Here is a 21513-nt window from a genome sequence, read left to right on the forward strand (position 1 = left end):
ATGTTCATCCTGCGCTTCCTCTGGGCGGTCATCACCTCGCGCTTTCTCTGGACCCTGATCGGCATTGCGCTGCTTTCGCTTTTGATCTGGGTGTTCGGCCCGATCGTCCAGGTCGGCCCGTACGCGCCCTTCGAATCCGACAATGTTCGCATCGCCATCATCGCGGGGCTGATCATCCTGTGGCTGATCTGGCTGATCATCGCGCAACGGCGCGCGATCCGCGCCAACCGCATGTTCGTCGCCGAGATCGCGGCACCCGTGGCCGAAAAGCAGCTCACCCCCGGCGAGGAGAGCGTTGCGGCCGTCGGCGCCAAGTTCGGCGAGGTGATGGCCGAGCTCAAGCGGCGCAAGCTCGGCGGACGGAAGTTCCTGCGCGAGATGCCGTGGTATGTGATCGTCGGGCCTCCGGCCACCGGCAAGACCACGGCGTTACGCCAGTCGGGCCTCAATTTTCCAATCGACCTGACCGACGATCTGCAGGGTGTCGGCGGCACGCGCAACTGCGACTGGTTTTTCTCCGAGAACGCGGTGCTGATCGACACGGCGGGCCGCTACGTCCAGCAGGAGAGCCAGCCAGACGTCGATGCCGTGGAATGGCTGGGCTTCCTGGACCTTCTGAAAAAGCATCGGGGTCGCCGCGCGCTCAACGGCGTCATTGTCGCGCTGTCGATCGATGCGCTCTCGGAAGGCGACGAAGCGATCAAGGCGCACGGCCGCAAGATCCGCCGCCGGCTGGCGGAACTCAACGATCGACTGGAGATCCGCCTGCCTGTCTACCTGATGCTGACGAAAGCCGACCTGATCAAAGGCTTCGAAGCCTTCTTCGGCGGCTTGTCGACAAGCGCGCGCGAGCAGGTGTGGGGAACCACCTTTGCGCTGGATGCCCGCGTCAACGCCGGCATGATCCAGGCGGAGCTGGCCAGGCTCGGTACCGAGCTGGAGCGAAGGTTGGTGCCGCGCCTTGAAGACGAGGAAAAGCTTGGCTCGCGCGCCGAGATCTTTCGCTTTCCGGCGCAGTTGGCGAGCCTCTGCGGGCCGATCCAGGTGCTGATCGAGGCCATGTTCGGCGAAAGCCGCTACGAGGAAGCCGCGTGGCTGCGTGGCCTTTACCTGACATCGGCGACACAGGAAGGCGCTCCCATCGACCGCCTGACCGCGGCGTTGTCATCGTCCTTCGGGCTGCCGCCGCGCCGCGCCATGCCGGCGGCGCGCGTCGAGAAGCGCAGCTTCTTCCTCAGGAACCTTCTCACCGAAGTGATCTTCAAGGAGGCCGGCCTCGGCACATTCGATCCGCTGGCGCAGCGCCGCCGCGCCTGGATCTGGCGCGGGGCCGCGGCCGCCTGTGCGCTCGCGGCCTTGCTGGCCGGCGGGCTGTTCACCTGGTCCTACCTCGACAACCGCAATGCGATCACCGAACAGGCCGGCCAGTTCGAAGCCCTGCAAGGGCCCCTCACCCAGGTCGCCGCCATGCCGGCCGCGGTCGAGCAGCCGAGCATGGATGGCGCGCTGGCGGCGATGGACGCGGTGGCGGCCGCCCGAACGCCGCCACCGGACGCCGTCCATAACCTGCTTGGCCCGACCGCTTCGCCGGAGCTGGTGCGTGCGCAGACCGATACCTACGACCATGCGCTGCGCAACGTGCTCGAGCCGCATATGGTCGCCCTGCTCGAGGGCACGATGTGGCGGCAGATCCGCGATCCGGATTTCATGCTCGGCGCGCTGAAGACCTACCGGATGATGACCGGCCTGTCGCAGATGGACACCGATTTCGTGCAGAACTGGTGGGTGAACAGCCTTCCGCAATTCGCGCCGGCTCCGCCTTTCCCCACGGCCGACGCCGAAGAGCACCAGATCGCCGCCATCCGCCGCATGGCCGTCGACGACAGCTACATCACCCCGGACAAGGCACTGGTGGCGGAGGCGCTGAAGACCGTATGCACGATCTCACTGCCGCAGCGCGCCTACAAGCAGCTCCTGGCCGACCCGGAGGTGGCAGCCGTCAAGGAATGGGTGCCGGCCAATTTCGCCGGGCCGAACGGCGCCAAGGTGTTCGCGCGCCGCTCCGACAAGACGTTGCGGGTCGGTGTTCCCGGCCCCTACACCTATGCGGGTTTCCACGACGCGATCCTCGACCGGGTCGAGGATGTCGCGGGACAGGCGGCCCTCGATCGCGCGGTGTTTGCCGGCGGCTGCTCGGAGAACTCGGAGACGTCGGTTTCGGCGCTCTCGCAGGATATCTTGAAGCTCTACTACGACGACTATATCGCCCAGTGGGACTCTTTCCTGCGTGACATGCGGCTTGCGCCGCTTACCGATCTCAACATCGCCAGTGAAAACCTCAAGGATCTTTCCAGCGCCGACTCCGCGCTGAAGCGCCTGTTGACGGCAGTGGTGCAGGAGACCGACCTCACCCGCTCCGACGAGGCGCCGGCCGACGACAAAAGTGGCGCCGCCGCCAAGACCGGCTCCAAGCTGCTCAGCAAACTCGGCAAGCTGGGCAAGGTGGTGACCTCGGGCGCCAAGCTCCTGCCGCGCGCCGGCTCCGCCAACCAGGTGGACATGACCGGCAGCCTGGTCGCCGAGCATTTCAAGCCTCTCAAAGGCACCATCGCCCAGGTCGACGGCCAGCCGCCGGCGCTCGACGCCGCCGTCGTGGCGCTGACGGCGCTGTCGAACGTGTTGCAGACGGTGACCGCCAATCCCGACCCGCAGGATGCCATCAAGAAGCAGGGCGGCCTAGCCGAACTGACGGGCGCGGTCGCCAGGCAGGCGCAGATCCTGCCTTCGCCGATCAACGAGTGGCTGGGCGGCATCGCCGGCGACACCAGCGGCCTGTCGCAGAAGGCCGTCACCAACGAGCTCAACGCCATCTGGCGGGCCGACATACTGCCCTTCTGCCAGGCGGCGCTCAACAACCGCTATCCATTCAGCCCGGACAGCGCGGTCGATGTCAATGTGCGCGATTTTCAACGTCTGTTCGGACCGACCGGCCTGATCGATGCCTTCACCAACGACCATTTGATCAACTATGTCGACACAGCCAGCGAGCCGTGGAAATGGCGTGCCGATTTCGGCCTCGACCCAGCCGCGCTCGCAGCGTTCGAGCAGGCGAGGCATATCCGCGACGACCTGTTTCCGGGCGGCACCGGCCCGGTGATGAACTTCACGCTGGAGCCCAAGGACCTCTCCCCCAACGTGACGCGTGTCACGCTCAACCTCGATGGCCAGAACCTCGTCTACTACAACAACGCAACCAGACCGCAGCCGATGACGTGGCCCGGCAAGGATGGCACCGGAGTGATCTCGCTCGCCTTCCAGCCGGTCGACGGCTCACCCGAAGTGATGCTCAACGAGACCGGCAGTTGGGCGTGGCTCAGAATGCTGCGCGGCGGCCGCTTCGCCGCGACCAAGCTCAGCGATGTCTACAGCCTGCGGCTCGGCACGAAGGGGATGTGGGCCGATTTCGAACTCAAAGCCGCCAGCGTCGAGAACCCCTACACGCTCGAAATGTTCAAGAAGTTCACATGTCCGCCGCAGATCTGATCGTGCCCGGCTTCTATGGCAAGATGCCCGCCACCGGCGATTTCGTGGCCCGGCGGCTGCCGGCGGATTTCGTGCGCTCTTGGGACCGCTGGCTGGCGCAGCACATCGTGCCGCTGTTCGGGGTGGAAACCTGGCCCCAGAGCATGGCGTTGCGTTTCCTCAGTGGGCCTGGCTCCTTCGGCGCCTCGGCCGGCATCGTACTGCAAAGCGCCGACAGGGTTGGCCGGCAATTTCCATTGAGCGTCGTCGCAAGGCTCCCGGAGGCGCCTCTTAAGCTGGCTTTTGCGGACGCATGGTTCGAAAGCATCGAAAAGGCCGCCTTCGCCGCGCAACGGGGCGAGATGACGCCGGACGAACTCGACGCGGCGTTGGCCACCCTGCCCGTTCCGCTTATCGATGGCGAGGACGATCTCATCGACGCGTTCGTGGCGTGGACGGCGCATACGGATATTTTCGACGTCGATCCGCGGGCGCCGCAGCCGACCTTGGAGCAGATCCTCGCCGCAAGCTGGGAGACCAGCTGATGCAGATCTGGGACCAGATGGGCTATCCGCATCAGTTCACCATGGGCATGGACAAGGCCGGCCATCAGTGGATCGTGGTCGTGGTCAAGGGCACTTTCGATTTTCCCACCACGCCCGGCGGACTGGTGCAGAAATCGACCGAGCAGGTGCCATTGGTCATGGCCGACACCCAGACCGGCGTGCCGGGCTATTCGGCGACGCTGTGGGAGACCGATTTTGCCTTCCGCAAGCCGCGCTGCGACGTGGTCGCCAATGGCTTCGCCTATGCACCGGGTGGGCGCCCGGCCGAGCGGGTTCCGGTCGGCATCAAGGTTGGAAATTGGTCAAAACTGTTCGAGGTCGTCGGCAACCGGGAATGGCGCTCCATCGGTCCGGTCTTTACCGCCACGTCGCCGCAACCCTTCCTGAAACTGCCCATCTCCTATGACGTTGCCTGGGGTGGCGTCGACAGGCTGGATCCAGAAGACAAGCTTCCCGCCAGCTATAAGTACAACCCGGTCGGAACCGGATGGTCGCGCACCAGGAACCAGCGTCTGGTCCCAGGCCTGCGGCTGCCCAACACGCAGGCGGTCGGCGAGGAAGTGCGCTCACCCTTTGGCGACTACAGGCCGATGAGTTTCGGGCCGATGGGGCGCGGCTGGCCGGGACGCATCGAATATGGCGGCACCTACGACCAGAACTGGATCGACAATATTTTTCCGTTCCTGCCGCCGGATTTCGATGAACGTTATTTCCAGATGGCGCCGCCGGACCAGCAGATCGACCATCCGCGAGGCGGCGAGGATGTGGTGCTGGTCAATCTGACGCCGGCAGGCAAGGAAAGCTTCCGCATGCCAACGACAGCGTTGCAACTGACGCTGTTCAAAGGTCGCGAAAAGGCGTTCGTGGGCGAGCTTCTGCCGGATACGGTGCTGTTCGATCCGGAGAGGCGGCGGTTTTCGCTGGTCTGGCGGGTGCAGCAGCGCCTCCAGCGCACGCTCCTCGATTTTTCGGAATGCTGGATCGGGCCGCCGACACCCGGCATGCAACGCGCCTATGCCAAGCGCAAACGCTACATCCGCAAGTTCAACACTCCGCTTCGCGATGATGAAGAGGAGGCCGCATGAATGAACGCTGACCTCGACATCGTCTCGGCGGGCATGGTGACGGCAGTCGGTCTCGACGCGCCATCAAGTTGCGCTGCGATGCGCGCCCGTCTCGACGGTTTCCAGGAAACGCGTTTCCTTGGCGCCGCCGGCGAGTGGCTGATCGGTGCGCCCGTCCCGCTGCCGCGCAACTGGATGGGCGCAAAGCGCCTTGCCCATATGGCCGCCGCGGCGATTGTCGAAGCGTTCGAAGCGAGGCCCGAGGCCCGGGGCAAGACGGCCCTCGTTCTGTGCCTGGCCGAGGAGGACCGTCCCGGGCGTCCGGCGCCTGACAGCCGGAACCTGCTTGCCCAGATCGAGCAGATCACGGAAATCGTCGGTCCCATCGCCGCGCGCGTCGTGGCGCATGGCCGCCCGTCCGGCCATGTTGCGCTGGAGGCGGCCCGTCGCCTGCTCGCCTCCAATACCGCTCCTTTTGTGATAATTGTCGGGGTGGACAGCTATCTGACCTCCCAGACCATCAACCACTATCTCGCCCGTGAGCGGTTGCTCACGCCAAAAAACTCGAACGGCTTCATTCCGGGGGAGGCCGCTGCGGCGATTCTCTGCGCGCGCACAGGCGGCACCATGCACCTCACGGGGCTCGGCCTGGCACGGGAGGAAGCTCATATTTACAACGAGACGGATCTTCCCTTCCGAGGGCAGGCGATGACAACTGCTTACAAGGAAGCGTTTGCCGGGTCAGGGCGCCTCCACTCGGATATCACTCTCAAGATGGGAGATTTCGTCGGCGAGACATACTGGTTCCAGCAATCTGCCCTCGCCATGCTGCGCACACAGCGCGAGCACTCGCAAGTGCGGCCAATATGGGCGCTGGGCGCGAGCTTGGGGAATGTCGGGGCGGCCGCTGTCCCGGTGATGCTGGGGTGGGCGCTGTCGGCGATACAACGCGGCTACGCGCCGTCGGGGCCGATCCTGATCGAGGCCTCGGGCGATGACGGCGCATGCGGCGCTGCCGTGGTGGAGGCGAGATGACCGTCTACGCGAACGGACGGGAAATTTCGGCAGAGGCGCAAGGCTGCAAGGTCATTGCGGATTTCCCCGACACATGTTTCACCCCGCCCGAGAATCCGGCAACTCCGCCGGGCGTGCCCGTCCCCTACCCTGATTTCGGGTTCGACTCCGATCTGACGTCGGGTAGCGGAACCGTGAAGATCGGCAACAAGCCTATCAGCCAGGAAAACAGCAGCTACTACAGCAAATGCAGCGGTGACGAGGCCGGAGCGGCGGCTAAAAAAGGCATAATCACCTCAAAAAACACCGGCAAGGTCTACGCACACGGCTGGTCGTCGGACGTCAAGGTCGAGAGCAAGGGTGTCGTTCGGCTCGGCGACATGGCCACCAGCAATCACGGGACCGATCCCGGCGATGCGCCCCCAATGGTGATCGTCGGAAAGCCGGCATTCGGCATTCCTGGCGATGAAGACTGCATGGTCGGCAGCTTCGAGGACATTCACGAAAAGTGTAACGCAAAAAAGGACCCTACCGATCCTTTGGCCAAGCCGGGTACGCAAGGTGTGGCTCACCAGGCTCACCATATCGTTCCGGACCGCTGTTTTCGCGTCAACAGCGAAGATCGAATGGCGAACCCGCCGTTTCCCAGCAGGGACCAGGGCATTTGCATCTGCATCCCTCGCGTGAACCACTCGGCGGCCCGGCCGCCGACAGGCGAGGACGTCACCGTGCACCATCACCTGGACAATGCTTTGACCGAACTCGGCGAGCAGGTCGCAACAAGAGCCAACCCGCGCGGCGTCGAGAAAGTGGAAAAAATAAAAAACCAGTGTTTGGATGCTCTTGCCGAACTGGTCGATGATCCTGTGTCCGCGGACTGCTTCGAAGTGGCGTGTGAAAAGGTGACCGAGCAAACAGAGCCAATCAAGGACAAGTATGCTCGTGCGGAGAAGAGCTCCAGCAATATGAGTCCTGCCGCCAAGGGCGTGCTGAACAGGCAGCATCTGCCAACAGCATGAGATCGATGCCAAGGGAGTATTGAGCAACCGATGAGGCGAAAACCAGAGATAACAGGAGGTGTCGTGAGCGTGGACAGGGTCCTTTACATCCTGTTCAAAGCGATGCCGGGCGAAGACGATGACCGGCTCGTCGCCTCCGGTCGGGTTGCCGATGGTTCGGTTGTGCTTCGGCCTCGAGAGGAGGTCGCGGACCTGATCTCTTTCACGGCCCTGCAGCCGCCCTTCGAAGCCCAGGCCGTTGGACTGACTGGAGAGGGGGAGGTGGTGTATTTTTTCGAAGCCGTCAGTCAACGCGAGCAGATACCCGGAGCCGGTTTCGCCTCCGAGAATGCGATGAAGCTCGGCCGCATGACAAAGATACTGCAGATCGGCAATCGACTGTTGGCGCTCGGCTATGGCGGGCAAGTCTACATGCGGACGCCTTCGGAGGGCTGGAGATTTCTCGCAGGCCCGAAAGGCAGCGATGACGGGTCGACAAACCTGGTCTACTTCTGCGCCGTCGCGCACAAAGGCCGGCTGTATTTTGGTGGAACGGAGACGAAGCGGTTCAGGAGCACGGCGGAGATTGACGCTGCGAGCCAAGCCGGCGATGGCCGGCGTCTCGCGCGTGCCATCCTGGCGGCGAAGGTACCGGACAAAGCTGTGGTCGGGGCATACGACGGTTCATGGAGCCAGGTGGATTTTGATCATCCCGGAACTGTCGTCGAGATGCTGGAGGCAGGCAGATCCATCGAGATTTTCACAACCAATGGGCGCATTGTCTCGACACCCGATTTTCAGGAATTCAACGACGTATTCGCATTCGGCAAGAAGAAGTCGTTTTGGGATATAAAAAGAACGGAGCAAGCGATCCTTGTGTATTTCGATGGCACACTTTTCCGGTGGACCGGCGAGATGGAGCCGTTCGAACCGCCGCTGCCTGGCGTTGACGAAAGTTTCATAAACGTTTCGAGCTATGCCGGATTCCTGGCGGCGTTCGCCCCGCATCAAATCTACACGCTGGATGAAGACGATTGGGGCGAAGTTACTTACGCCTTGTCGTAAGTGGCGGCGGGAAGGTCGTACAAAACTCTTCAGATATCGGCCGCCGGCAACTTGGCAGCCAGGTATTTGCGCACCTGGTCGAGGTTCAACTGCTTGAGAGGGAGAGGACTGGTCGCCTCCAGCATCCGGACCACAAAAAGCTCTCCAGCTTCCGAAAATTCGTCGAAACGCTCCTTTGCGATACGCTTGCCTTCGACACCCGCGACACGCAGCCCAAGCAGATGTGCTTCCAGCCGCTCTATGAGCCGCTCCACATGCTCCTCGTCCATCTCGGGGTTTTCGCCGGGATGCAGCAGATGGTGGTCATAGACCGTCCAGAGGAAGGCCGCCATTTCCGCGTGCTGACGTACGATATGTTCGAGTATCGGCGGCTTTGGCATCAGTTCAGATTCACGGAGCCGCCACGGATACGGTTGGAGGCGCTGGCGTGACTGACCAGGTTGGTGCCGCGTATGGTGAGATGGCCATCCTTTTCCATAATGATGACCGACTTGCCGCACCTCAGCTCAAGCCGCTCGCTCGAACTGATTTTCACCGTTTCACCGTCGCGCACGACATGACTGTTGTCTCGGCTGTTTGTCTGTCGTTTTGCGGGGTCGACAATACGCCCCACGATCAGCGGTTTCAGCGGATTGGCATTTTCGAACAGCAGTGCGACTTCTGACCCGATCATGTCGGACGACAGTTCGGTCAGACTTCGCGCCTGCAGGGCCACCTCCTCCCGATTTCCGGGAAACACCACGAGTGGCGCACCTTGGTCGAACCCAAGCAGCAAGCCAATCACCACTCCATCGATCCGTTCGTCAATATCGCTCATGGGTGCGTCCTCAGTTCTGCTTTATCTCCGAGCCTTTCATGATGATGTCGCTCGAAGCATTGACGTCTATCTTTCCTGAACCCTTGATGGTGATGTCTTTGCCCTTGATGGTGATCGTCCCATCCTTTTTCATGATAATTTCGGCACTTCCTGTTTTGATCGTGACCGACTCCTTGGCCTCGATGGTCAGGTTCTTGCCGACCACGATGCCCGCGTCCTCGCCGACCTGGATAAGGCTCTTTTTCCCGACCTTGAGCTCGTGCGCCCCATTGACCTGAGTTGAGGCATCCTCGCCGACTTTGATGATATGCGTTTTGCCGATTTGCGTGTTCTGGGCCCCGCCGATCTTGACGCCCTGATCGGACCCGATCTCAATGCCTTGGCTTGATCCGACGTTCCAACTGTCCGACGCGCCGATATCGTGGCTCTGGCTGATGCCGACCGTGACCGAGCGGGCGGCGCCAATCGTGTTGGTCTGAACGCCGCCTACGGTTCGGGTCTCGGCGGCGCCCACCGTGTCGATGCGTGCCGCGCCCACGGTGACCGTCTGAACCAGTCCCACGGTCTGCGAATGGTTGGCGTCGATGTTTTCGGTCGAATTGGCGACGACGTGGATCGTCTCGTTCGCCATCACCGTCAGCGAGCGGTTCGCGCCCACCGTCTCCGTGTCGTTGCTGCCGATGTTCGTCGTCTGGTCGACGCCGATCTTGACCGTCTTGTTGTTGCCGACGTCTTCATCGAGGTTATGGCCGACGGAGTGCTTGGCGTCATGGTCGATGCGGTCGGACTGGTCGTGCTGCACGGTCTTGTTGCGGTCGTGCTTGATCAGCAGATGATGGTCCTTCTGCGCCTGGAAATTGACCAGTTCGGAACCAGCCTTGTCCTCGAACATCAGCTCGTTGTAACCGCCGCCGCCTTTCGAGGAATTGGACTTCCAGCCCGATTGCGTGGCGTTGGCCGGCAGCGCATAAGGCGGCATCTCGGAGGCATTGTAGACCCGGCCGGTGATGATCGGCAGGTCCGGATCGCCCTCGATGAAATCGACGATGACCTCCTGGCCGATGCGCGGGATTTGGATGAAGCCCCAGCCGCTGCCGGCCCAGGTCTGCGACACGCGCACGAAGCAGGACGAGTTCTGGTCCTTCTTGCCGAGGCGGTCCCAGTGGAACTGCACCTTCACCCGCGCGTATTTGTCGGTGAATATCTCCTCTCCCGAAGGGCCGACCACCGTTGCCGTCTGCGGGCCGCGCATGATCGGTCTTGGCGTGATGCGCGGAGGCCGATAGGGCAATTTCGTCGGCGCCACGCCCAGCACTACCTTGAAATTCTCGATGTGGGCCTCGTTCTGGGTCCGGTAGCCCGGATCGAACAGCCGGTATTCGGCGCTCACAACCAGATATTCCGTGTTCTGGTCGTCGCGCGGAAAGCTTTCGAGCGTGAACTTGCAGCCGGAAGAAAGGCCACGCACCGTACCCACGGCGGTGTTGCGCTGATGCTCGGCCTGGAGTTCCTCGCGGCGGACCCCCGCGATCGTGTCGCCGCGCCCGACATCGAGATGCGCTCCGGGCTGGCGGTAGTTTTCGCCCGAAGCTTCCTTGTGGCCGAAGGGCTGGGCGGACTTCGCCATCAGATCGGCGCCGGGCTTCTCGAAATCATAGTCCGTATGGGCGTAGGCGCCTGGCCGCACCGCACTGCCCGGGATCCATTCGGTGATGTATTCGACGTCGCGTCGCGAGCCATAGCCCTCGGAATTGTAAAGCACCTTCTCGTAGCCTGGAGCCGGCTTCAGCTTGCTCATCGCATCGCACAGAACCAGCGTGTGCTTGTCCTCATCATGCTCGAAGAAATAGAAAATACCTTCGTGCTCGAACAACCGCTGCACGAAATCGAGATCACTCTCATCATACTGGACACAGTATTCGCGCGATGGGTAGGAGCCCTGCAGCCGCTTCTCGAACTTTGCGATGCCGTATTTAGAAAAGATCTTTTCGACGATCTCCACGGCGGTCATGTTCTGGAAAATGCGGCAGTCGGTGGTGTTGCCGAGAAACCAGAGCCATGGCCTGACGGTGGCCTCGTAATAGGCCAGCCGGTCCTCCACGCGCGTAAGCTTGAAATCCGACACCAGGCCGCTGAACCAGCGCTTTGGATCGGCTTCACCTTCGACCGAAACGACGCCGCCCAGCATCTTCAGCGGATCGACGTCACGGCTCTTGCTGACGAACCCGACAGTATAGGCAAAACTTCGGCTGATCTCATCACGACCGACGAGATGGGTGAAGGTCAGCACATCGGCGCCAACCGGCGAGTGTACAACCGTGGCACGTTCGTTCGGCATGGGTCGTGCCCCTCCTGGACGCCGCCGCCAATGTGATGGATTGAAGCCCCCGCTCCGTAAACCGCATCACGGTCGGGAGGTCTTCGAATTCACCGCATCGGACCGCCGCAAGCCTAGCATATGTTTGATGGAGGCCAAACAGAAGCAATGTCTAAACCGTGGCGTGCATTCAAGTGAACGCACCTCTCCCACTGCGATGGCAAGATGCTAGAATGTCTGGGATTTCAGCTTTGCCAGTGGCGTCGAATGTTCATTTCGCTTCAGATCAGCAATGTTGACAGCTTGCCGCCGGACATCGCGGCGAGCTATGCCGCGCGCGACCGCAGCTTCGAGATCGGGCGCGAAAATTGCGACTGGACGCTGTCCGATCCCGACAAGGTCATCTCGGGCCGGCATTGCGAAGTCCGCTATCAGGCGGGCTCGTTCTGGCTTCATGACGTCTCGCGCAACGGCACTTTCGTCAACGGTTCCAGCCAGCGCATGAAGGCGCCGCATCGGCTGACCCAAGGCGACCGGTTGCTGATCGGCCGTTATGTCGTCGCCGTTTCGGTCGACGAAGAGCGCGTCGCCACCGGATATCCGCAAACCAGGACCGGTTCGACGCAACGCGAGTTGCCGCCCTCGACGGGAACGCCGCTGGAACCCGGCAGCGCATTGTTCCACAATCCGGCGGAGCAGCGCCCGGCCGAAGTCATGCCGGTGTCTTCGGCGCGGCAGCCCAGCCCGAATGTCCCGGCCAGGCAGCCAGGGGAAGCGGACGGTCTACTGCGCGATATCGCCAGGGCGGCCGGCCTGTCGCCGGAGCTGCTGCAGTCGCGCGACCCGCATGACGTCGCTGCCGAGATCGGCGCGGTGTTGAGAACTACGGTCGAGCAACTGTCCTTGCTGCTCAAGGCGCGCGCCGCCGCCAAGGTGCTCGCCAAGAGCGCGCACCGCACGATGATCGGCGCCGAGGACAACAACCCGCTGAAATTCGTGCCGGGCACCGACGACATACTCGAAATCATGTTTGCCAGGCGCAGGGCCGGCTATCTCGATGCCAGGCATAGTATCGAGGATGCGTTCCGCGACCTGAAGACCCACGAAATCGCGACCTACGCCGCCATGCAGGCCGCGCTCTCGCGGCTGCTCGACGACCTGTCGCCGGAGGCGATCGCCAAAAGAATCCCGCCCGCGTCCTTTTCGTCCAGGAAAAGCCAGGCCTGGGATGCGCTCGTCGCAACGTGGCGGACGATGGAGGACAAGCACGAAAACGGCATGCTGGATGTCTTCCTCGCCTATTTCGCCGAAGCCTACGCCAAGGCTGACAAGCAGAAATAGCCGCGCTCGGCAAATGTCGTCGGCAACGCCCTTACGGGCTGTGTGAGGGACCCGTGGAAGAAGCTGCTTCCCTGATCATCCTGCTTCCCGGTTTCAATCGGCTTCCGGTCCGACTAGGATAGCGCATGGGTGCTTGCCTGGCTGGCAAAGCGGCGTGGCTTGGGGCGTGTGCAGGAATGTCATGTTTCGGCAAGATCAGTCTTTCCATCCGGCTCGCTGTTGATACCCGGCCTGGTACGCGTCTCTCGTCCCGTCTGGAATATGTCCGGGGCATCTCGACGGTGGCGCGGCGATGAGCTCGAAGGACGATCCCTCCGAGCCGCCGGACAAAACCGTCATCCGCGCGCCACGGCCAAGGCAAAAGCCGCGCGCTGCTCCCGAGAGTCCCGCTGCTCCCTCACCCACCCGGGAATCGACGGTGTTCGACCCCGGCCTCGGCCGACAAATGCCCCCCGGCTGGTCGTCCGGGACCGTGGTCTTTCAGGGGGCCGGCCAAGGAGCTGGGCCTGAAGCGGCGCCAGCGTTGCAGCAGGACGCCTTGCTCGACGCCACCGCTGGCGTGAAGTATGCCGCGACAAACCCTATCCTTGCCGCCGCGGCTCCCCTGCTCATGCTGTTCGGCCAGCTGCGGCTGATACCGGTCGAACGGCAGGCCGCGGCCCTGGCGGAGCATATCGCGGACGCCCTCGAGACCTTCGACCATGCCATCGCCAAAGCCGGCATTGGGGAAGAAGACGCACGGATCGCGAAATTTGCGCTTTGCGAAACCGCCGACGATCTCGTTGGCAACCTGCCCTGGACGAACAAGGAAACCTGGCTTGAGCACAGCCTGGTGGTGCAGTTCTTCCACACACGACCGACAGGCACCGGCTTCTACGAAGCGCTGAACAACCTCCTCGCCAGGCCTGAAGCGCATTACGACCTGCTCGAATTGATGCATGCCTGCCTGTCGCTGGGGTTCGAGGGCCAGTATCGGGGATTGTCGGGCGAACGCAACGCGCTCGAGCGCGTCCGGCGCGACGTCTACGACACGCTGCGCTATTTCAGGCCGCGCGCCGCCGAGGACATTTCGCCCCGGTGGCAAGGCATGGCGGCGGCAATGGCCAGGCCAGGGGGGCGGCTGCCCCTGTGGGCGATCGCAGCCGCCGCGGCGACCCTGGTGGCGGCGGCCTTTTTCGGGCTGCGGATCCTGATCACCGATGAAGGCGATGCAACCGCCGGCGCGCTGCTGGCGCTCAATCCTTCCACCCCGGTTACCATTGAACGCGCCAGCGTGGCGGCGCCCGCCGAACCGGTGCAAGCCAAACCGCCGCCACCCGCTCCCCCGCAAACCACGCAGATCGACCGCATCCGCGCCGCACTCGCCCGGGAGACCGCCGCCGTCGGACTGAACGTCGGCACAAAGGGCGACTTCATCGTTGTCGAGATCAGCAACCAGCTTCTGTTCGCATCCGGCCAGGCGGAGTTGAAGGCGCAGTTCCAGCCGATCGCGGCCGATATCGCCACGGCGCTCGACGCTGAACCCGGACCGGTCAAGATCGTCGGCCACACCGACAATGTGAAGCCGAAGAAGTCGAGCGCGTTCAAATCGAATTTCGATCTCTCGGTCGCCCGCGCCAAAGCCGTGCAGGCGATGATCGCCATGCAATTGAAGGATCCATCGCGTCTGAGCGTGGACGGCAAGGGCGAAGACGAGCCCATCGCCGACAACGGGACGGCGGAAGGCCGCGCCAGGAACCGCCGCGTCGACGTGATGATCCCGAAACAGGAGACCTTGCAGACAAGCTCGGCGGAGAACGGCAACTGATGCGCTGGGGGCTGCGGATATTCAGCGTGCTTGCCCTGGCCGGCTTCTCGGCCGCCGTCTGGTATGCCGGACCGCTGATCCGCTTCGCCGATACCCGCCCGCTCGGATCCGTGTGGCTCAGGGCGCTGATCATCGGGGTGACGGTGGCCGTGCTGGCGTTGTTCTACGGCATCGGCTTCTGGCAAAGGCGCAAGGCGCAAAAGGCGCTCGAGGCGGCCATCGTGCGCAGCGACGAGCGCAACGATGATGCACAGGTGCTCGAAGCGCGCATGAGCGAGGCCATCGCGACGCTGAAGCGGACCAGCGGCAAACGCAACTTCCTCTATGATATTCCCTGGTACATCATCATCGGCCCGCCGGGCGCCGGCAAGACGACGGCCCTGGTCAACTCCGGGCTGAAGTTTCCGCTTGCGGGCTCCGGCAATGCCCAGCCGGTTGCCGGCGTCGGCGGCACGCGGTCATGCGACTGGTGGTTTACCGATGAGGCGGTGCTGATCGACACGGCCGGCCGCTACACGACGCAGGAATCGGACCGAGAGCGCGACAAGGCCAGTTGGCTTGCCTTCCTCGGATTGCTCAAGAAAAACCGCGTGAGGCAACCGATCAACGGCGTGATCCTGGCCATCAGCCTCGCCGATCTCATTGGCCTCGACGACCAGCATGTCGAGGCGCATGTCACCGAGATCAGAAGCCGTCTGCGCGAATTGCACGAGACGCTGAAAATCCAGTTTCCCGTCTATCTGCTTTTCACCAAGGCCGATCTCGTCTCCGGCTTCATGGATTATTTCGGTCAATTCGACGAAACCCGCAGGCGCAAGGTGTGGGGCGCGACGTTCCAGACCGCCGATCGCACAAGGAACATGGCCGGCGAGGCGCCGGCCGAATTCGACGGGCTGGCGAAGCGCTTGGCGGAGGAAGTTGTCGATCGCTTGCAGGAAGAGCCCGACCCGGTGGCGCGCATCGCCATCTTCGGCTTCCCGGCACAGTTCGGTGCCCTGGGGAACCGGATAACGCATTTCATCGCCAGCCTGTTCGATGCGTCTCGATCGCATGTCAATGTCAGCCTGCGGGGCCTCTATTTCTCTTCCGGTACTCAGGAAGGAACACCATTCGATCAGGTGCTGGGCGCAATCGGCCGCAGCTTCGGCAGCGCCTCGCAGGCGCATCTTTCCGGCACCGGCAAGAGCTTCTTCCTGCACGATCTGCTGACCAATGTGATCTTCCCGGAATCGGGCTGGGTATCCTTCGACCGGGCAGCCGAACGACGCGCCAGGCTTGCGAGACTTGGCGGCCTCGCCGCCATTGCGCTGGCGGCCCTGGCGGCTCTTGGCGTGCTTGGCCTCAGCTTCTTCGCCAACAAATCGCTGATCGCCTCCACCAGGCAGGCGATGGCACAGTATCGCGACAGCGCCGATCCGCTGCTCAAGAGCACGACGGTGACCGACGTCGACCTGGAAAACGTCATCGGCCCGCTCGACCAGTTGCGCAACCTGCCGGCCGGCTTCGAGAACGGCGACCAGGCAAAGCCGATCGAGGAGACGTTCGGGCTCAGCCAGCGCGAGAGGCTGTTGTCGGCCTCCAGGACCGCCTACCGGCAAGCGCTCGAGCGGACATTCCGCTCCCGGCTCCTGGTGCAGGCCGAGCGCACCATCCAGGCCAAAATGGCCGATCCGATCGCGCTCTACGAACCGCTGAAGATCTACCTGATGCTGGGCGGCAAGGCTCCGAAGGTCGATGACGAGTTGATTGTCTCCTGGATGAGGCAGGATTGGGAAGAGAACCGCTATCCCGGCGAGAACAACCGCGAGGGCCGCGCGCAGCTCGAAAAGCATCTGCGCGCCATGCTCGCCCTCGACGACGCCTACGATCCCGTCTTTGAGCTCAACCAGCCGCTGATCGAAGCCGCGCAACGCTCGCTTGGACGCATGAGCCTTGCCGACCGCGCTTCGGCGCTGATCAAGTCGGCGGTCTACGCCGCAAGACTGGAGGACCTCTCCGTCGCCGCGAAAGCCGGCCCTGAGGCGCAGCTCCTGTTCGAACGCATGGACGGCAGCGACCTCGCCGATCTCAACGTTCCCGGACTTTACACGCGCGCCGGCTTCAACCGCTTCTTCCTGCCGCAGCTCTCGCGCATCGCGCAAATGCTCGTCAACGACCAGTGGGTGCTCGGCGGGGGCGGTGAACAGGGCGGCATCGACCAGGACCTGCCCAAGCTCGGCCCCGAACTGATCGACCGCTACGGCAAGGAATTTTCCTCCGCATGGAACCGCGTGCTCGACCAGCTGAAGTTCAAGCCGTTGCTCAAGGACAAGCCGCAATATCTCGCGCTTTCCGCCCTCGCCGCGCCGGACTCGCCTCTCGATCAGCTGTTCACGGCGATCGCCGATGAGACTGCATTGACGAAGCAGGACACCACGGCCGAGGCCGGCAGCACGGAGCAAGAGGACCCCGCCAGCATGGCCAAAGGCCTGGCACGCATCGGGCTGCAGATCGCCGGCGGCAAGTCGCAGAGCCGGGCCGGGCTGGATTCGGCTGTCGCGCAGAATGCCGGCGCAGGCGTCGAGGCACAGTTTCGACCGTTCCAGGCCCTGGTCAGCGGCGCCAGTGGACGACGGCCGCTGGATGCGCTGACGCGGAATTTCCGCGACATATTTCAAAGCCTGAAGCTTTCGGCCGATGTCCCTTCACAGACCGAACGCGTCAATGCCAACCTGCAGCTGCAGATCTCCACGATGCGCGCCAATGCCTCGCGCCTTCCGAAGCCGCTCGCGCGCATGGTCAATGCGGCGGCGGACGAGTTCGAAGGCAATGTCGCCGAAGCCTCTGTGGCCAACCTCAACCAGAACCTCGACCAGACGGTCACACGAGCCTGCGAGGAGGCGGTCAACGGCCGCTATCCGTTCGCCGGTGACGGCACGGAAGAGATTTCGATATCGGATTTCGCCAGGCTCTTCGCGCCGGGCGGGCTGATGGACCGCTTCTTCGCGCAGAACCTTGCGCCGCTGATCGACATGACCGGTCAGGAATGGACCTGGAGACAGGATGCCCGCTCCAGCCGCGACCTGGCGAAGTCGACCTTGAAATCATTTCAGGCGGCCGCCGAAATTCGAAGCGCCTTCTTCCCTTCCGGCGGCTCGGTGCCGTCGGTTTCGATCACCATCACGCCTTTTTCGCTGAACAGCGACGCAGACAACGCGGTTCTCGACATTGACGGCCAGACCGTCCAGAGCAGCCAGGCCGGGAGCGCGCCAAGCACCGTGACCTGGCCGAACGGCACGGCCACCGGTTCCGCCAGCCTCAGCCTGTTGCCGGAAATGCCAGGCCGCGACTCCGCCCTCAAATTCGAAGGACCGTGGGCCCTGAAGCGTCTGTTGGACAAGGCGACCATCACCGCCAACGGCGCCAACACCGAAGCCCGTTTCGTGATTGGCGGACGGGACGTCGCCTACACGATGCAGACCGGACCGGGGGCCAATCCCTTCCTGCTGCCGGCCCTGTCGGGCTTCAGCTGTCCGAAGGCGTTCTGACATGGCTGTGTTCCAGCGCACCGCCGGCCGCGTTCCTCATTTCGGTACTCTAATGTATGCGCTTGTGGCAAAGTGCCCTGGGCATGCTGTCCATGCTTGGTCACAGAGGACGCTCGCGAAGCGCTTGGTGGCAAATTGAGCACCGTCGCCCTTCCCATCGAAAGTTTCGGCGTCAGCCACAAGGGCTGCGTGCGCGACCACAACGAGGACAACTACCTGATTGAGCCGCAGACCGGGCTCTGGGTGGTGGCCGATGGCATGGGCGGGCACGAGGCCGGCGAGGTCGCGTCGGCCAGCATCGTCGATCATCTGGCGACGATCGGCATTGCCAGCTCTGCGCCGGACCTTCGCGCGCGCTTCGAGGACCGGCTGAGCCGCGCCAATTCCGAGATCCGCGACATCGCGCGATCGCGCGGCATCACCATCGGCTCCACCTTCGCGGCCTTGCTTGCCATGGACGGACGCTTCGCTGGCCTGTGGGCCGGCGACAGCCGCATCTATCTGGTCCGCAACGGCGTGATCTTTCAGGTCTCGAAGGATCACACCGAGGTCCAGGAGCTGCTGGACCGCGGCATGATCAGCGCGGAGGAAGCGCTCAACTGGCCGCGCCGCCACGTCATCACCCATGCCGTCGGCGTCAGCGATGAGCTCGAGATCGATTTCCAGCAGGGCGAGCTGATGCCGGGGGATGTCTTCGTTCTGAGCACCGACGGACTGACGGCGCATGTCAGCGACGCCGAGATCGAAGCCGCGGTGAAATCCGCAACGCCGCAGGCAGCGTGCCGAAGCCTGCTCGAGACGGTGCTGGCGCGCGGCGGAACCGACAATGTGACCATCGTACTCGTGAAGATCGGCGGCGGGCGCAACGGTGCGCTCCATTCGGATCGGTCCGGAGCGGAGAGCCTGGCGAGATGAGCGACGACGACAAGACCCGCATATCGACGAACGACACCTATGCCGGTGTCGGCACGCAGCTCAGCGGCATTTACGAACTCGACGAGAGGATCGCCTCCGGCGGCATGGGAGAAGTCTATCGCGGCCACAACATCCAGACCGGCGACCATGTGGCGATCAAGATCGTACTGCCCGAATTCGCCCGCGATCAGACGATCCTGTCGCTGTTCCGCAAGGAGGCCTCGATCCTCAACCATCTGTCGCATGACGCGGTGGTGCGCTATCACGTCTTCACCATCGATCCGAGGATCGGCCGCCCCTATCTGGCGATGGAGTTCGTGGACGGCCAGTCGCTGTTCGACGTGATGCGTCGCGGACCGATGCCGGCGGAAGAAGTGCGGCGGCTTTGCCATCGCCTGACGTCGGGGCTCGCCGCCGTGCACCGGGCGGGCGCGGTTCACCGCGACCTCTCGCCCGACAACATCATCCTGCCTGGCGGGCAGGTGGAAGCCGCCAAGATCATCGATTTCGGCATCGCCCGGTCGGCGGCCGTAGGCGGTGAAACGCTGATCGGCGGCAAGTTCGCCGGCAAATACAATTACGTCTCGCCCGAACAGCTCGGCCTCTATGGCGGCGAGGTCAGCGAGCAGTCCGATATCTACAGCCTCGGACTGGTGCTCGCCGCGGCATTGCGCGGAAAGCCGCTCGATATGAGCGGTTCGCAGTACGAGGTGATCGAGAAACGCCGGACCGTCCCGGACCTGTCTGACATCGACCCCGATTTCCAGGAGCTCATTGGCGCGATGCTGCAGCCGGATCCGCGCGATCGGCCGACCAGCATGGCCGAGATCGCCAGGGCAACGCGCGGCGAGGATGTCGAGGTGACATTGCCGCCGGCATCGTATGGTCCGCGTGACCGCTCGGGCTTGCCGCGCGCCGGCTGGACGGCGCTGACCGAGTCCGGGCCGCAGCCTTCGACGTCCGCCGGCGAAAAGCCCTTTGTCGAACATGTGCGGCCGGCGCACCTGTCACAACCACGGCCTGCGCCGGCGCCCGCGCCGGCAAGCACGCCCGTGCCGGCGGCGGCGCGAAAATCGTCGCGGATGCCGGCTGTCGCCGGCGGCCTCATGACGCTGGCGGTCCTGTTGGGGGGCGGCCTTTACTTCAGCGGGATCCTGGCGCCCCCGCCGGCCGAAGAGAAACTCAAACCGTTGACGGCGAAGCCGGCGCCCAAACCCGTTGTGGAAGGCCCCGAGCCCGCGGCTCAGACACCGCAGCCGGAAGCATCGACCCCTCGGCCACCATCACCGGTGCAGCCGGCAGAGAACCAGGCGGACGCCGCGCGCGAACAGAAACCGGAGCCGGCCAAGCCCACCGAAATCCCCACGCCGCCCCCCGAGCCCGCGGTACCTAAAACAGAAGCCCGGCAACCCGCCGAGCGGGCGCCGGTAGCGCCACCCGTCGAGAAGCCGGCGCCGCCTGCGGCCCAGCCCGATTTGACGGCCAACAATCAGGCGCAAGTGCCTCCGGTCGAGATCAAGCCTGCCCAGACGCCGGCGCCAAAGGCCGAGGAAAATACGAACCCGCCGAAGACGTCCGCGCCAGGCCAGGCGGAGGCAGAGCCGGCGCCGGAAGCAAACCCGCCGGCGACAAAACCCAGCGCAACGGACATCATCGATATCATTTCCAAGTTGACCAAGCCGGAGGCTTCCTCGCCGCCGGCCTCGGAGAGCCAGTTGCCGGCGCAGCCGACCAGCCCGCCGGCCAAACCGGCATCCTCGGCGCCCGCCGCCAGCCAGCCGACGCCATCAACCTCGCCATCAGAGCCGACACAGACAGCGCAGCCGTCCCAGCAAGCGCAGCCGCCGGCAACCAAGCTGCCCGAAAATACCGAAGTCGCGGTCAATGTGCCCAAGCCGGCGGTTCCGCCGGCGAAGCCAGTCGACGAAACGACGCAACGCGCCTCATGGGTGCGCGACTTCAGCGGCGGCGACTGTTTCTATGCGTCCCTGACATCGCAAACCGGCAGCGCCGTCGCCATCGAAGGCTTCGCAACGGCCGTGCAGCCCTTCGAGCGGATGCTCAATGATTTTCGCTCGAGGTTCCATCTCGAGCCGGACATCAACGTCCGCCTCATCGACCAGCCGCAGTGTGAAGTGACCAACTTCCTGCGCTTCCTCGACCGGAACCAGATGGACAGTCCGCAGCTCGTTCTCGACCGGACATCGGTGCCGGATGGCGCGCCGATCAGCGGCACGTTGACAACGCGTGGCGGGCTGGTTTCCAACGTCATGCTGATCGACCACAGGGGCATCGCCTTCAACCTCGATGACCGCATCGTGGCGCAGACCGACAAGGCGATCTTCAACATTCCGATCGGTCTGGCCGCCGCCGACAAGGCGGCCGGCAAGGCGCTGCCGCAGATCATGCTGGTGATCACCGGGCCGAAGGACATCCAGGCAGCGATGTTCTCGAGACCGACACCGGTCGCCGAGCTTTTGCCAAAGATCATCGAGGAGATTGGCGCCGACGGCTCGCGGTTCTCCGCCACCGCCAAGTATTTCCGGCTCGGCGGATAGAT

General features: G+C 63.6%; 14 protein-coding genes. 11 read left to right on the plus strand and 3 right to left on the minus strand.

The genetic code is table 11. The features are described 5' to 3' along the window. The 6 genes from tssM (AC1DPX_RS16805) to AC1DPX_RS16830 all read left to right on the plus strand — a co-directional run bounded on the left by tssM (AC1DPX_RS16805) (position 1) and on the right by AC1DPX_RS16830 (position 8229). Positions 1 to 3543, plus strand: coding sequence for a type VI secretion system membrane subunit TssM (gene tssM, locus AC1DPX_RS16805; protein WP_477238210.1), 3543 nt, complete (start codon positions 1 to 3; stop codon positions 3541 to 3543). Next, positions 3525 to 4067, plus strand: a complete 543-nt coding sequence (gene tagF, locus AC1DPX_RS16810) for a type VI secretion system-associated protein TagF (RefSeq protein ID WP_477238212.1) — start codon at positions 3525 to 3527, stop codon at positions 4065 to 4067. The genes tssM (AC1DPX_RS16805) and tagF overlap by 19 nt, the downstream gene beginning before the upstream one ends. Further along, a complete protein-coding gene (locus AC1DPX_RS16815; RefSeq protein ID WP_477238213.1) occupies positions 4067 to 5173 on the plus strand; it encodes a DUF2169 family type VI secretion system accessory protein in 1107 nt (368 codons plus the stop codon). Before tagF ends, AC1DPX_RS16815 begins: the two co-directional genes overlap by 1 nt. Then, the gene (locus AC1DPX_RS16820) at positions 5174 to 6187 is read left to right on the plus strand and encodes a beta-ketoacyl synthase N-terminal-like domain-containing protein (RefSeq protein ID WP_477238215.1); all 1014 of its coding nucleotides are present in this window, start codon (positions 5174 to 5176) and stop codon (positions 6185 to 6187) included. It abuts the gene before it with no gap. Further along, entirely contained in the window at positions 6184 to 7185 is a 1002-nt protein-coding gene (locus AC1DPX_RS16825; RefSeq protein WP_477238217.1) for a DUF4150 domain-containing protein, read from the plus strand. Before AC1DPX_RS16820 ends, AC1DPX_RS16825 begins: the two co-directional genes overlap by 4 nt. Positions 7186 to 7248: 63 nt before the next feature. Continuing rightward, positions 7249 to 8229 (plus strand): hypothetical protein, encoded by a 981-nt coding sequence (locus AC1DPX_RS16830; RefSeq protein ID WP_477238219.1) that lies wholly within the window; start codon positions 7249 to 7251, stop codon positions 8227 to 8229. 29 nt (positions 8230 to 8258) lie between these two features. Here the strand turns inward: AC1DPX_RS16830 and AC1DPX_RS16835 are convergent, their stop codons facing one another. The 3 genes from AC1DPX_RS16835 to AC1DPX_RS16845 are packed head-to-tail and all read right to left on the minus strand — an operon-like array spanning position 8259 to position 11384. Then, positions 8259 to 8609 carry a hypothetical protein gene (locus AC1DPX_RS16835; protein WP_202355671.1) on the minus strand — a complete coding sequence of 117 codons (351 nt, stop codon included), beginning with the start codon at positions 8607 to 8609 and terminating at the stop codon, positions 8259 to 8261. After that, positions 8609 to 9046 carry a DUF6484 domain-containing protein gene (locus tag AC1DPX_RS16840; RefSeq protein ID WP_140775179.1) on the minus strand — a complete coding sequence of 146 codons (438 nt, stop codon included), beginning with the start codon at positions 9044 to 9046 and terminating at the stop codon, positions 8609 to 8611. The genes AC1DPX_RS16835 and AC1DPX_RS16840 overlap by 1 nt, the downstream gene beginning before the upstream one ends. Before the next feature lie 10 nt (positions 9047 to 9056). Next, positions 9057 to 11384, minus strand: coding sequence for a type VI secretion system Vgr family protein (locus AC1DPX_RS16845; RefSeq protein WP_477238221.1), 2328 nt, complete (start codon positions 11382 to 11384; stop codon positions 9057 to 9059). Positions 11385 to 11630: 246 nt separating this feature from the next. On the opposite strand from AC1DPX_RS16845, the gene tagH reads away from it, so the two are divergent. From tagH to AC1DPX_RS16870, 5 genes are all read left to right on the plus strand, one after another. Next, the gene (gene tagH, locus AC1DPX_RS16850) at positions 11631 to 12704 is read left to right on the plus strand and encodes a type VI secretion system-associated FHA domain protein TagH (RefSeq protein ID WP_477238223.1); all 1074 of its coding nucleotides are present in this window, start codon (positions 11631 to 11633) and stop codon (positions 12702 to 12704) included. Positions 12705 to 12996: 292 nt separating this feature from the next. Next, positions 12997 to 14511 carry a type VI secretion system protein TssL, long form gene (gene tssL / locus AC1DPX_RS16855; RefSeq protein WP_477238225.1) on the plus strand — a complete coding sequence of 505 codons (1515 nt, stop codon included), beginning with the start codon at positions 12997 to 12999 and terminating at the stop codon, positions 14509 to 14511. Beyond that, positions 14511 to 18038, plus strand: coding sequence for a type VI secretion system membrane subunit TssM (tssM, locus tag AC1DPX_RS16860; RefSeq protein WP_477238227.1), 3528 nt, complete (start codon positions 14511 to 14513; stop codon positions 18036 to 18038). The genes tssL and tssM (AC1DPX_RS16860) overlap by 1 nt, the downstream gene beginning before the upstream one ends. Before the next feature lie 135 nt (positions 18039 to 18173). Beyond that, positions 18174 to 18953 carry a PP2C family protein-serine/threonine phosphatase gene (locus AC1DPX_RS16865; protein ID WP_477238229.1) on the plus strand — a complete coding sequence of 260 codons (780 nt, stop codon included), beginning with the start codon at positions 18174 to 18176 and terminating at the stop codon, positions 18951 to 18953. Next, the gene (locus AC1DPX_RS16870; protein WP_477238231.1) at positions 18950 to 21511 is read left to right on the plus strand and encodes a serine/threonine-protein kinase; all 2562 of its coding nucleotides are present in this window, start codon (positions 18950 to 18952) and stop codon (positions 21509 to 21511) included. The genes AC1DPX_RS16865 and AC1DPX_RS16870 overlap by 4 nt, the downstream gene beginning before the upstream one ends. Positions 21512 to 21513 lie beyond the last annotated feature (2 nt).

Source organism: Mesorhizobium sp. 01N446 (genome assembly GCF_056399285.1).

Excerpts from the sequence above, each read along its gene's own strand:
- tssM (WP_477238210.1), top strand. The coding sequence starts at position 1 with ATGTTCATCCTGCGCTTCCTCTGGGCGGTCATCACCTCGCGCTTTCTC.
- tagF (WP_477238212.1), top strand. The coding sequence starts at position 3,525 with ATGTCCGCCGCAGATCTGATCGTGCCCGGCTTCTATGGCAAGATGCCC.
- AC1DPX_RS16815 (WP_477238213.1), top strand. The coding sequence starts at position 4,067 with ATGCAGATCTGGGACCAGATGGGCTATCCGCATCAGTTCACCATGGGC.
- AC1DPX_RS16820 (WP_477238215.1), top strand. The coding sequence starts at position 5,174 with ATGAACGCTGACCTCGACATCGTCTCGGCGGGCATGGTGACGGCAGTC.
- AC1DPX_RS16825 (WP_477238217.1), top strand. The coding sequence starts at position 6,184 with ATGACCGTCTACGCGAACGGACGGGAAATTTCGGCAGAGGCGCAAGGC.
- AC1DPX_RS16835 (WP_202355671.1), bottom strand. The coding sequence starts at position 8,609 with ATGCCAAAGCCGCCGATACTCGAACATATCGTACGTCAGCACGCGGAA.
- AC1DPX_RS16840 (WP_140775179.1), bottom strand. The coding sequence starts at position 9,046 with ATGAGCGATATTGACGAACGGATCGATGGAGTGGTGATTGGCTTGCTG.
- AC1DPX_RS16845 (WP_477238221.1), bottom strand. The coding sequence starts at position 11,384 with ATGCCGAACGAACGTGCCACGGTTGTACACTCGCCGGTTGGCGCCGAT.
- tagH (WP_477238223.1), top strand. The coding sequence starts at position 11,631 with ATGTTCATTTCGCTTCAGATCAGCAATGTTGACAGCTTGCCGCCGGAC.
- tssL (WP_477238225.1), top strand. The coding sequence starts at position 12,997 with ATGAGCTCGAAGGACGATCCCTCCGAGCCGCCGGACAAAACCGTCATC.
- tssM (WP_477238227.1), top strand. The coding sequence starts at position 14,511 with ATGCGCTGGGGGCTGCGGATATTCAGCGTGCTTGCCCTGGCCGGCTTC.
- AC1DPX_RS16870 (WP_477238231.1), top strand. The coding sequence starts at position 18,950 with ATGAGCGACGACGACAAGACCCGCATATCGACGAACGACACCTATGCC.